Source organism: Eubacterium album, from assembly GCF_025336545.1.
In the GTDB taxonomy this organism is placed as follows: Bacteria; Bacillota; Clostridia; order Lachnospirales; family Lachnospiraceae; genus Eubacterium_U; species Eubacterium_U album.
In genome coordinates this window covers 171,136-184,053 of the sequence record NZ_JAODBU010000007.1, presented here as the reverse complement: position 1 = coordinate 184,053, position 12,918 = coordinate 171,136, and the positions used below count along the sequence as shown (strand labels likewise).

General features: G+C 30.2%; 11 protein-coding genes. 1 reads left to right on the top strand and 10 read right to left on the bottom strand.

The genetic code is table 11. The annotated features are described in order from the left end of the window. Window positions 1-91: 91 nt before the first annotated feature. From N5B56_RS08405 to N5B56_RS08390, 4 genes are all read right to left on the bottom strand, one after another. Window positions 92-2,845, bottom strand: coding sequence for a PAS domain-containing hybrid sensor histidine kinase/response regulator (locus N5B56_RS08405; protein WP_260978726.1), 2,754 nt, complete (start codon window positions 2,843-2,845; stop codon window positions 92-94). Window positions 2,846-3,211: 366 nt separating this feature from the next. Beyond that, entirely contained in the window at window positions 3,212-5,482 is a 2,271-nt protein-coding gene (locus N5B56_RS08400) for an ABC transporter permease (RefSeq protein WP_260978725.1), read from the bottom strand. 11 nt (window positions 5,483-5,493) lie between these two features. Next, window positions 5,494-6,192 carry an ABC transporter ATP-binding protein gene (locus tag N5B56_RS08395; RefSeq protein ID WP_022087897.1) on the bottom strand — a complete coding sequence of 233 codons (699 nt, stop codon included), beginning with the start codon at window positions 6,190-6,192 and terminating at the stop codon, window positions 5,494-5,496. Window positions 6,193-6,508: 316 nt separating this feature from the next. Continuing rightward, window positions 6,509-7,168: an HAD family hydrolase gene (locus N5B56_RS08390; protein ID WP_022087896.1), complete on the bottom strand. Its 660-nt coding sequence runs from the start codon at window positions 7,166-7,168 to the stop codon at window positions 6,509-6,511. A gap of 231 nt (window positions 7,169-7,399) precedes the next feature. Here N5B56_RS08390 and N5B56_RS08385 point away from each other — a divergent pair, with 231 nt between their 5' ends. Continuing rightward, a complete protein-coding gene (locus N5B56_RS08385; RefSeq protein WP_022087895.1) occupies window positions 7,400-7,600 on the top strand; it encodes a hypothetical protein in 201 nt (66 codons plus the stop codon). A gap of 86 nt (window positions 7,601-7,686) precedes the next feature. Here the strand turns inward: N5B56_RS08385 and N5B56_RS08380 are convergent, their stop codons facing one another. The 6 genes from N5B56_RS08380 to N5B56_RS08355 all read right to left on the bottom strand — a co-directional run bounded on the left by N5B56_RS08380 (window position 7,687) and on the right by N5B56_RS08355 (window position 12,856). Beyond that, window positions 7,687-7,845, bottom strand: a complete 159-nt coding sequence (locus tag N5B56_RS08380) for a hypothetical protein (RefSeq protein WP_260978724.1) — start codon at window positions 7,843-7,845, stop codon at window positions 7,687-7,689. A gap of 176 nt (window positions 7,846-8,021) precedes the next feature. Beyond that, window positions 8,022-9,140: an MGDG synthase family glycosyltransferase gene (locus N5B56_RS08375; RefSeq protein WP_022087893.1), complete on the bottom strand. Its 1,119-nt coding sequence runs from the start codon at window positions 9,138-9,140 to the stop codon at window positions 8,022-8,024. Continuing rightward, window positions 9,128-9,742: a glycerol-3-phosphate acyltransferase gene (locus N5B56_RS08370; RefSeq protein WP_118565446.1), complete on the bottom strand. Its 615-nt coding sequence runs from the start codon at window positions 9,740-9,742 to the stop codon at window positions 9,128-9,130. Before N5B56_RS08370 ends, N5B56_RS08375 begins: the two co-directional genes overlap by 13 nt. 70 nt (window positions 9,743-9,812) lie before the next feature. Then, window positions 9,813-11,966, bottom strand: coding sequence for a PTS sugar transporter subunit IIABC (locus N5B56_RS08365; RefSeq protein ID WP_260978723.1), 2,154 nt, complete (start codon window positions 11,964-11,966; stop codon window positions 9,813-9,815). Window positions 11,967-12,256: 290 nt separating this feature from the next. Continuing rightward, window positions 12,257-12,574, bottom strand: a complete 318-nt coding sequence (locus tag N5B56_RS08360) for a type II toxin-antitoxin system RelE/ParE family toxin (protein ID WP_022087890.1) — start codon at window positions 12,572-12,574, stop codon at window positions 12,257-12,259. A 3-nt stretch (window positions 12,575-12,577) separates the two neighbouring features. After that, window positions 12,578-12,856 carry a type II toxin-antitoxin system Phd/YefM family antitoxin gene (locus N5B56_RS08355; RefSeq protein ID WP_022087889.1) on the bottom strand — a complete coding sequence of 93 codons (279 nt, stop codon included), beginning with the start codon at window positions 12,854-12,856 and terminating at the stop codon, window positions 12,578-12,580. Between the last annotated feature and the right edge of the window lie 62 nt (window positions 12,857-12,918).

Below are 12,918 nucleotides of genomic sequence, written 5' to 3'. Positions count from 1 at the left end.
TTCCTGTAATTATACATCTTTCTTTTGTTTATTCATCATTTTGACGATTAAATTTATAAAATATTAATAATTTACATTACATATTCTATATCTATTTTTTTAATTTACTTTTAGCAATTTCTTCTAAAACCTTTTCCATTTCTATTGGTTTTGTTAAATGAGCATTCATTCCTGCATCAATACTCGCCCTTATGTCACTTTCAAACGCATTTGCCGACATTGCAATTATTCGTATTGTTTTTGCATCGGCTTTATTCAATTTTCTAATTGTTCTTGTAGCCTCAAGACCGTCCATCACAGGCATTTGAATATCCATTAAAATTGCATCATAATATCCCAAATCAGATTTTTCAAATGCCTCAACTGCTTCTTTTCCCTCAACTGCAGTTTCCACAATTATTTTCTCTCTTTCTAAAAGAGTCTGTGCAATTTCTCTGTTAATTTCATTATCTTCTACAAGTAACACTCTCATTCCCGAAACATTACTATTTTCCAACTGATTTTCATCATCTTCATTATATTTGTAACTATATTCTGTCTCAATTATAAATGTTGTTCCCTTACCAAGTTCATTTTCTATTTTCATGGTAAATCCCATCGCATCTACAATTTTTTTAACAATATATAGTCCTAGTCCCGTGCCTATAAGTTCTGATGAAAATTCATTTCTCTCCTGCATAAAAGGCTCGCCTATTTTCTGTACAAATTCTTTGCTCATACCACAGCCTGTATCACTGATTACTATTCTTTCCTTTGCAGTCTTATCATCTACATTAATGTTTTCTATTTTCCAGGTTATCTTTCCACCCGGTTTAGTAAATTTATAAGCATTGTTTAAAAGATTAATAATCATCTGCTGTACACGCATTTTATCAATGTAACATAAAACTTCTTTATCTTTTTCTTTTTTGATAAAATTAGGATAAATAAATTCTATATTTTTTTCTTTCATTAATGGACTCATCATTGAAACAATAGGTTTAACAACGTTATACATACTGCACCATTCCGTATAAAGTTCAAATTTGTCATTTTCAATACGGCTTACATCTAATATATCGTTAATAAGTCCTAACAGATATTTACCTGACTCATTAATCTGGTCTATTTCTTTTGCTATAACTTCTCTTTTATCAACATCATCTTTAGCAATTTCGCACATTCCAATAATAGCATTCATAGGTGTTCTTATTTCATGACTCATTCGTGCCAAAAACTCGCTTTTAGCTTTAGCTGCCTGTTTTGCCTCTTCTAGCGCTTTTGCTAATCTCTCGCTATTTTTTCTTTCTTTTTCATAAATATCCGTAACATCTGTTACCATGAATAAAATTTCATTTTTATTTACGGCAGAATCTAAATATTGAAAATGAATTTTCTTTCTTCGTACTCCTTTTTCAATGTTAGATGTTATATTATGATAAAAATAATAATTGTCATTTTTTTTCAATTGCTTTTTAATATTATCTAACGCATATTCTTTTCTTGCCGTTTCGCGTTCTTCTTCTCCAATATTATTATTTATAAATGTATCTATTTCATCTGCGAAAAAATTCTTCTTGCGCATTTTCATTTCGCCATATGTGTTTCTATAATTAAAAATCATAATTTGGCCATTGATTGTATTTATCAAACCTATACAATCATATTCCGTATGTATACACTTATCCATTATTGATTTTATAGTATGCTTTTCAGTCACATCCTGTATATACACAAATTCCATAATTTCAGAAGTAATGGGATTGCTTAAAATTTTAGCAACAATCTTAACCCATTTAATCTCTCCATCTTTCATTACAATCTGAACTTCAGAGTCAATATTTTCTTTTCCATTATGGTATTGCATTATAATGCTTCCGGCTGAAAATTTATTTCTTATTTCTTTTTTTACTTCATCAGATAAAATTAATCCGATAAAATATTCAACAGCAGCTTCACATGATGTGTTTTCATTTACAACATCATCTGTCGAATTAGCATAATTGTTTTTAAAGTTACTTCTTTCAATTCTGTTTTTAGTAAGATTTATCTGATATGAAGCAATTATATCCTGTGACATTTCCTCTCTTGTTTTAAGTTCTGCCTGATATATTTCTAATTTTTTTTGTTGCTTTAATATGCTTTCAGTTTCATCAACAAAATATACCATGTATGCATCAATATCATTCCATAAATAGCTTTTTGTACCCAGACTATAATATCTGTTATTTCTTTTAATATGTATCTGTCTGTAAGCCTGAGAAGTTAATTCATTTATTTCTTTCTCGCTAAATATTATTCTCTCAGCCGGTATTAATTCATACACACTCTTTCCAATTACATTTATATCCTGAGGGATATTTTCTATTTTCTTCCACTCAGCATTTGCATATAATATTCGTCTTTCCTTTTTCTCTGCTACATATGTTGCAACCGGAGATTCATCTGATAATTTTATATACAAATCTAATTCATCTGACAACTTTGTACATGCACAATAAAAAACAGGACATCCATCCTCTTCTCTAATCTTTGAAGCGACCAAATTAATCCACTGAACATTTCCCGTGGCTGTATAATATCTATATCTTTCTTCTACTTCATTATCACTTTGTATTTTGCATAAAATACTCGTCAAAAACTTTTTTCTATCTGCCTCATATATAATATCTATAACATTTACCCCACCATCAAGATAACGTTGTAATTCATCATGCGTTCTTCCTGATAATTTTGCAAATGCCTCATTAAAATAGAGACATTCTATATTGTTTTCAACTACTTTTACAATTATTATTCCACCTGGAATTGAATTTAACAGTGTTTCATTAATAATTGATTTTTCCTGTTCAATATTTTGTTTCATATAATTTCCTCGTTATATAACTATTTCCGAACTGTGCTTTTTTATTATTATACGACTGATTCTTTTTTCTTTCAATGACAGGTGATATTTTGCGATATGATTTTTAAATACAAAAACTTATACTTTCATAATTTTATAAATAAAAATACCCACAGATTAATTCTTAATTGTGAGGGTTTGTGATATTAACTAAAGGCATTTGTCACCGCTGGTTCAAATTGACAGCGGATTTTGCCTAGAGCCAAAGGTTCTAACAACAAAATATAGCTGGAAATTTAGAACTGCTGCGAGTGACAAGCAGCGCAAGCGTTATTTAGTTAATATCACAAACCCTCACAAAACCGGAATACATCTGTGGGTATCTTGTTATTCTACATTTTTCAATGCATCTGTCATAGGTATTTTCTTAATTTTTCTAAATTCGAGGAATGAAACTACTGCATATGCTAACATGCCAAGAATAAACATTTCACCATATACTATCGGATCCATTTTCAATATAATCCATCCTTTCATTTCCATCATCATTGGTCTGTAAATCAAATCTTTTATAATCCATACTACAACCGGAATGCTTAATGCTACGCATGCGATTACAACCCATGTCGTTGCAGTCAGATAAAGTTTTCTTATTTCATTATTATCATATCCTAAAATTTTTACCATAGAAATCGATAAACTGTTCTTTTCTATAACAAGCTTAATTAAAAGATACATTACAAGCATTGATAAAATAACTGACACAATGTTTACCATATTCATCATACTACCCATAGATACATCCATCTGTCTTGCCATTTTAGTTAAATCATCCTGAGTAATAACAGAATAAATGTACTCCTGCTCAATATCTTTTATTTTTACATTTGAAAAATATCCTGTAAATTCATTGTCTTTTACATTGAACTCTTTGCAAAAATCTTTTTCATTCATAAATATCGTAAGTCCAATAGGATATTCATAAACTCCACCAATTTCAAAAGTATGTTTTTTAGTTCCATAACTTTCTTTTAAAGTGAATTTATCACCTTTTTTCAATCTGTACTTGTCTGCAAATACATCTGAAACATAGACCTTTCCACGCTCAAAATTCATTGATAAATATTTACTGTCATCTGATATTCCATATACTGATATATCGTCTTTTTCACCATTATCGCCCGTTTTTTCAACTGTGCTCATGAAATATTTTTCTACATCCTTTGTTTCTGTTTCAAGAGGTGCTTTCAATACATACTGATACTTTGCAGCCATATGTTCAATTATGCTGTCATTATAAGAATCAAGTAATGCCGGAAGCATTAATCCAAATAAAAGCAATAAATTTGCAAATACGATTCCAACAAATAAAGTCAGATAATTATATCTGTTCTGAATAATAACCCTAATTCTGAAACGGTTAAAGAACTTAAAATGTGGTAATCTTATGGCTTTCTTTTTCTTTGAAGTTGATAAATCATTTCTTATGAACTTCATTGGTGAAAGTCTGAGTTTCTTTCTTATAAACACATAGTTTACAACAAGCATTATTATAAACGGAACAAGTGTTGTAAGCACAAATGCTTCTGCACTCCATACCGTTGTATATGTTGGAAGACTATAACTTCCATAATACATTCCGACACATACATATTTAAATACCGTATATCCAAGTATATTTCCTATTATAGCTGAAATAATCGTAACTATTAATGGAATTTCCATATAATGAGCTGTTATTTCTCTTTTTGAATATCCTGACGCTCTAAGAGTTCCTATTATCGTTGCTTCTTTATTAATTGTATTTGTTATTGTTACTGCAAATATAAATGCAATTATTACAATTAGAATGTATAGTAAAGCAATCATCATTCCTCTGTCACTTCCTACATCATCACCTGTAAAATTAATTGCATTGTTTGTATATCTTGGAATGAAATTTTTCACAATTCCTTTAGAAGCTATAACTTCTAATAACTTATCTGATACCTTCTTTTCTTTTTTCTCTGTGGAAGGCTCTTTATCATATTTCCATGAATAACTGTAAAATTTGTGTTCATCTCCGAACTGATTGTATCCATCATCTGTCATTATTGCGACACCAAATTTTACTGCATCAAACATTAAGTCTCCATTATTTGAGAATAATGCACTATAATCTGATAAAGCTACAAAACCTGTGACTTTTAATTTCTTATCCGAAACTTTAATGTAATCACCAACTTCAACATCGTTATTATTTGCATACATTCTGTCTATGGCAATTTCATCTTTATTATCCGGCTTTTTACCTTCCATAAGGCATACTTTATTAACTTTCTTTCTGTCTTTAAATATTCTAAGTGTACTGTCATATTTATCATTTAAATTTGTATCAGTATCTTCTTCTATGTAATAATTATTATATATGGAAATTTTTTCTTGATTTTCTATTTCATTTATCGCCTCATCACTTAATGGAGACAACATTTCAAAATTACCATTTTCAATGTTATAAACACTAAAACTATTATCATATGTTTTCTTTATGCTATTTGCTGCAACAAGAAATCCAGATATAAATCCAATCGAACCAATAAGTAACAGAAAAATAACCACATACTTTCCAAATTCGCTTTTTAACTGTCTTGGAAGTCTTTTATGTAACGGATTTTTCATTATCTAACCTCCTACCACTCTAATTCCATAGCAGGAATTTTTTCTTCGTTAACATAATCTTTTCTGATTTGTCCGTCTCTTAATTTTATAACCCTGTCTGCCATATTTTTTATTGCGTCGTTATGTGTAACCATAATTACTGTATTACCATATTTATGATTAACATCCTCAATCAGCTTTAGTATTTCTTTAGAAGTATTATAATCAAGCGCTCCTGTAGGTTCATCACAAAGTAAAATACTTGGATTTTTTACAATTGCTCTTCCAATTGATGTTCTCTGCTGCTGACCTCCTGATAACTGATTTGGCAATTTATGTCTATGTTCATAAAGGCCTAATGTTTTAAGCAAATCATCTATGTCTAATGGATTATCACTCAAATATGCTCCTACTTCTATGTTTTCTTTTACGTTTAAATTTGGTATAAGATTATACATTTGGAATACATATCCTAAATGCTTTCTTCTGTATTGCGTAAGATTTTTTTCATTCATATTCTGAATAACTTCTCCGTTAACTGTTATAGTTCCACTGTCTGCCTCATCTATTCCGCCAATAATATTTAGAAGCGTAGATTTTCCTGAACCTGAAGGTCCTAACAGTACACAAATATCACCTTTTTGTGCTGAAAAATTGATTCCTTTTAACACTTCTGTCTTATTTTTATCGTCTCCAAAACTCTTTTTTATGTCCTTGATTTCTAAAAACATATTTACTCCTCTCTATTTTTTTATTAATCTTTTACGTTGTGTATTTCTAACTATAGTTAGTCATCGCTACCTATTTATTTATGATTATACATTCTTTTTCATAGAAATCAAGAAAAACTCCCACATATAGGTTTTAAATTGTGCAGATTTGAGGTATTAACTTAATAACGCACGCAGTTGCAAATGCACTTAAGTTAATATCTCTAGCACACAAAAAATCCATATGTGGGAGTTGTATTTTATTATTATCATAAATAATTATACATCATCTATATATATTATTGTTATTTAGCTTATAAGTTTATGTTCATATGCTTTACAAATTCATATCAGCAATTAACTGTTTTACCTGAGTCCAATCTTTAATATAGATTGTAGATACTGATTTAACCTTTTCCTGATGCAATTTGCTAGAATCATCATATATTCCAACTGTATTAATTCCATTATTATAAGCTGTATTCAATGAATAAAATGCATCGTCCATAAGCCATGTACCTGCTTTATCACTTTTCATTTCTTCCATTGCTTTTTCAAATATTAACGGATTGTCTTTTCCCTTTCCAACCTCTGTTGTTGTAAATATCTTCTTAAAATATTTTTCCAAACCTAATCTCTTAAAAGCTGCTTCAATCATTGGTCGGTCTGTAGATGTTGCAACTGTCATTGGAATTTTATTTTCATATAAATACTCTATAAATTCCAACACTCCATCCTTTGGCATTGCTTCATTTTCATAAAATTCATATACAACACTGTTTATTCCATCAATAATTTCCTGTATAGTTTTATCCAATTTATATGTTTCTTTTATGTATTTTGCACCTTCAGCCATCGTTAAATCAAATAAAACCTCTGCAATATTTTCTTTTTCCTCAATTCCAAACTTATCCAAATATATTTTTCCTGCATCCATCCAGATTTTCATTGAATCTAAAATTGTTCCGTCTACATCAAATATTATTCCCTTATTCATAATTTTCTACTCCTCTTCTAATATGTATTTTCTTTTTTAATTGGATTAACCACCTAAAATATTTATTATAAAAAATTAACCTTACTCATTTTATTTTTTATCTGTTATTACACAATAAATTTTAATTAAATTTAGATTATTTTTCAACACCGACTGCCATTTAAAGTTCATTTTAGTTTCGCATTCTATTATATGTACAACAATTAAAATATTAAAAGGAGGATTTGTTATATGAAACAATCAGACAAATTAATTTTATCAACAATATTATCATTAAATATAGTTTCTTTGGGAATTGGATGTATTAATCTAAAATCAGTTTATGCTGATACTACTGGGACTGAAACTTCTATTGTTTTATCAGATGACGGAACTACTGTAAATGGTAAAAAGATTTATGGCAAATGGTCTAAAATCAAGAATGTTGTTTAATCAAATAAAAACAGAGTTGGATTTTTCCAATTCCGTTTTTTATTTGAAGTAAATTTTTATAATATAATTCGCTATACATTTAAGGTTCAAAGCTTTATAGTTATTTCATCATCATATACCTTGCTTACCTGTCCATAAACAGTCTTTTCTTCATTTGATTGTTTTCCTGAACTGCCTACACACCCACTAAGAGATGCACCTACCATTGTTACTGCCATAATTCCTACTAAAAATTTATGTCTCATATCTTACACTTCATTTCACTTATCTAACTGAGTTTCATCTTATGGTCATATAATAAAATGCCAACCTTAAATGAACTTAAAAAAAGCCAACAATATTTGATTTTTTCAAATATCATTGACTTTTATGATTATATTGGCAAAATATACGATATGATATCAAACAAACTTACTACAAATTACAATTTAGTTTTACACAATTCATCAGCCATATCACCAATAAGAATTCTTGCATTAGCTGAAATATTATTTTTCTGCTGACAAATCATTTTCTTTTTATTGTCTTCTTCCATTGTTTTATCACATATCTTTCCAAATTTTTCTGTAATTCTTTTAACCGGAATACTCATTCCTTTGCTGTAAAAATATCTCATGTTGTAAGTTTCGCACCCCGGAATAGGTGTAATATGGATAAAAGGCTTTCCTACAACTGCTGCCTCGGTAGAAGACAACCCACCGGGTTTTCCGATAATTAAATTACTTGCCATCATGTATTTTGCAATATCGTTCGTATGACCTATTAAAATACATTTCTCACTATATTTGTCCTTAAGTTTATTCAAAAGTTTTTTGTTATTTCCACAAATTATTATTAGTTTTACATTTGTTCCATCATAATAATCGGATAAATTCTTTACAACTTTTTCAACATTTCCCGCACCAATGCTTCCGCCTGATACCAAAATATATCTGTTACTAACACTAAGTCCAAGTTCTAGTTTAGCCTCATCCATATTAATGCTATGATCAAATACCTCTCTAACCGGAATTCCAAAAGTTCTTAATTTTTCTTTTTTTATCCCACGCTTAATATATTCTTTTTCCAAATCCTTGGCAGGAATAACATAATAATCACATTCTGTTTCCTCTGTAAACGGAATACATGTATAATCAGTTCCAACAAAAACTGTAGGTGGAAGTTCATATCCTTTTCTTTTCATTTGAGTTATGATTTCTGCCGGGAACAAATGTGGCATAATTATTATGTCGCATTTGTTTTTTTGAATATAATCTTCTATTATTGCTGCAATTCTTCCATTTGCATAATAGACCGGAGAATGAAAAGGAAGTTTTCTGTAAGCATTTCCAATTTTATACACAACTCCAAATACATTTGGAGCTTTCTGTACAAGTCCGACATATGCCCTGTCTATAACTCTTGCAAGCCTGTTACTTTTTAAAGCATATGGATTGAAAAATTTAACATTATATCCTCTTTTAATTAGTTCTTCTTTTATAGCTGCACCTGCTGCATTATGTCCACCGCCTGTGCCACATGATAATATTAACGCATCCATAATAATTTAATCCTTAACTTTTCTCTAACTTCTGTACTTTGATGTAGTCTTACTAACACAACTAATGTAATAAATAAAAATCCAATATTCACTGCCTGATTTTCATTTAATATGAATAGTCCCGCCAATGTACTCACATAAGTAACTATTGTTCTGTAAAAATGTGGAATTACTCTAAATATTAGTGAGTAAAATATAAAAAATAATGCCAAAATAATTACAGCCTTTATATCAGGTGCTAGCCCTAACAGGCATCCAAATGTTACGGCAATTCCTTTTCCTCCATGGAAATTGTCAAACATAGAACACACATGGCCAACAACAGGCATAGTTAAAACAATTGCTAGCGGAATTATTCCCATTTCCTGTGGTGTTGCTCCATTTATATACATGTGTACCGGTACAATTCCCTTTAAAAGTTCACATATAAGTGTCATGATTCCACAAGTCATTCCTCCGTACATAAATGCATTTGCTGTTCCCGGATTCTTATCTTTACTTTCTTCAATTAATTCTTCTTTATTAAATAATTTCATAAAATTTTTAGCATATAAAACACTACCTGAAATATATCCAAATAAAGCATAAAGTATTGTTCTCATAATTTATATAATTCTCCAATTGTATTTTTGTAAATATGCATATCTATACATATCTTAATACATTCGTATTTTACTCATAAAAATCAATTGCAAATAACTCTTCGCCTGCATTTATTTTTCCTTCTGCAACTAATCTGATTTTCTGATTGTCAGCTAATTCAGTACATATAACAGGTGAAGCAACTGATGGTGCATTTTGTTTTAAATATTCTAAATCAAGTTTCATTATTGTATCACCTTTTTTCATTTTGTCACCTGCTTTTACTAATACGCTAAATCCCTGTCCGCCTAATTTTACAGTATCAATTCCAATGTGAATAATCATACTTATTCCATCTTTAGTTGTAAACCCTACTGCATGTTTAGTATCAAATACAAATATAATTTCTCCATCATCAGGTGCCACAACAATTTCATCTGTCGGAGTGACTATCGCGCCATCTCCCATCATTCTACTTGCAAATGCTTCATCTGTTGCTGTATCCAAATTTGCAGATATTCCTGTAATAGGACTTGAAATTACAATTGATTTAACTATTTTCTTTTTGTCTTTATCTTCATTAAAAATATCATCTTCTTTGTCTTCATTTTTAACGGTATTATCTTTTTTATTATACTCTATATTTGGAGCTGTTTCCAGATAATCCTCAAAATTAGATTTAATAACTGTTACTCTTGGTCCATAAATAATCTGCACACCATTTCCTTTATGGACAACCCCTGACGCTCCTGTATTTTTTAGTAATGAATCATTTACTAATTCTGCTTTATAAACCGTACATCTAAGTCTTGTGGCACAACAATCTACATCTGATATATTTTTCTTTCCACCTAGTCCTTTGCAAATCATTTCTGATAATTCATCTGACGAATTTACATTATCTGCTTTTGCTTCACCTTTTTTCTTTGCTTCGACATCACTTCTTCTATATAATTTAACTTCATCACTATCATCTCTTCCCGGTGTTTTTAAATCAAGTTTATTTATTAAAAAACTAAACAACAGATAATAGACAATAAAATATACCACACCTACTATAACAATCCATATCCAGTTTGTCTTTGCATTTCCCTGCATTATACCAAAAAGAAACATATCAATAAGACCGCCTGAAAAAGTCATCCCTACACCAACTTTAAATACATGCATAAGCATATATGCAAGTCCCGCAAATACACAATGTATGCCATAAAGTAAAGGTGCAACAAAAAGGAATGTGAATTCTAACGGCTCTGTAATTCCGGTAATCATGGATGTAAGCGCAGCTGATAATAAAAGTCCTTCAACTTCTTTCTTTTTCTCTGGTTTTGCCGTTTTATACATTGCAAGTGCAGCACCCGGAAGCCCAAAAATCATAAGAGGAAATTTTCCTGACATAAATCTTGTCGCTGAAACTGAAAATTCAGTAACTGTAGGATCAGCAAGCTGTGCAAAAAATATATTTTGAGCACCTTCTATTAGCTGTCCTCCAACTTCCATCGTTCCACCAACACCTGTCTGCCAGAACGGAAGATAAAATACATGATGAAGACCAAATGGAATCAATAATCTTTCCATAAATCCATACACCCAGGTTCCTGCATATCCTGAATTAAGTACTAAATCACCAACGGAATATATACCACTTTGAATTACAGGCCATATAAAGAACATTAAAATACCTACTAACGTATATACCAAAGAACATATAATAGGGACAAATCTTGTTCCTCCAAAAAACGATAGCACCTGTGGCAACTGTATTTTGTAAAATTTATTATGCAATGCTGCAACTCCTAATCCTACAATAATACCGCCAAAAACTCCCATCTGAAGAGAAGTTATGCCCACAACATCAGCTGTAGCACCTTCTAACATTTTTTCTGCTCCGCCGTTAATTGTTATCATTGCGCCAATTGATGCATGCATTATAAAAAATGCTATTGCTGCCGACAGTGCTGCAACTTCTTTTTCTTTCTTAGCCATACCAATGGCAACGCCCATTGCAAATATAATAGGTAGATTAGCAAATACTATATTCCCTGCATCACTCATAACCTGAAATATAGCATTAAATAATGTTCCCGGTCCCATTACATTCCAAAGTCCGTATGTCTTTAACATTGTTTCATTCGTAAATGAACTACCAAGTCCAAGCAATAAACCTGCAACCGGTAGAATTGCTATTGGAAGCATAAATGATCTTCCTACTCGCTGTAATACGCCAAAAATTTTATCTTTCATTTTATATCTCCTTTTTACTTATTTTTGACTATATTTTTTATATCATTCATGCTTTTTACACATTCACATATGTAACACGGAATGTGATTAGTAAATTAACTCTTACAATCATCCTGTCACACCTGAAACTATTTTAAATTTTCTACAATATAAACCTGACCTATAAACAATTTTTCTTTACTATAAATCTGACATAAAAACATTCTCTAAATACAGGAAATCCTCCTTAACATACTCGTTAAGAAGGATTCCCTTTAACATTTTTATTCAATTTAAAACTTTTTATTAATTTATAAACCTTGTATAATATTCAAATAATCCTGTCGTTGATCTATAACTGCATATACAACTACCTGCTTGTTTACTTCATCAATTTTATAAAAAACTAAATTTTTTTCTAAAATAAGTACTTTATAGCCCTGTCGCCTAAGTATAGAATATCTTGGATTTGTTCCAATATATGGATCTTCACCTAACTGAAGAATTCTCTTTTCAATATCATCTAGTTTTTCAAGTGCAACCGTATTTCCAAAATTCTGAGCAATATATAGTATTATTTTTCTAATTCCTGCATCAGCTGTATCAGTTCTTATCACCTCATATTTCATCACTTACCCCTCCTGAAACATTTTACGTAAATCATCAAATGTATCACTTATCGGGGCAACCCTACCATTTTTCACATCATCCTCTGCTTCAGCTAGCACTTCTAACAACTCTATTCGTGCTTTCATATTTTTATATTCTTCATATGATAGAGAAACTGTATCTCCTCTACCATTTACTGTAATAATTACTGCTTCTTTATTTTCCTTACACTGCTTAGATATTTCATTATAATGATTTCTTAAATCAGCAGATGGTCTTATTGATTCCTGTATAGATAACATTATAATCACCTCCACATATATTATATGCAAATTATATCATAATTTTGCTATCTCTTTCAACT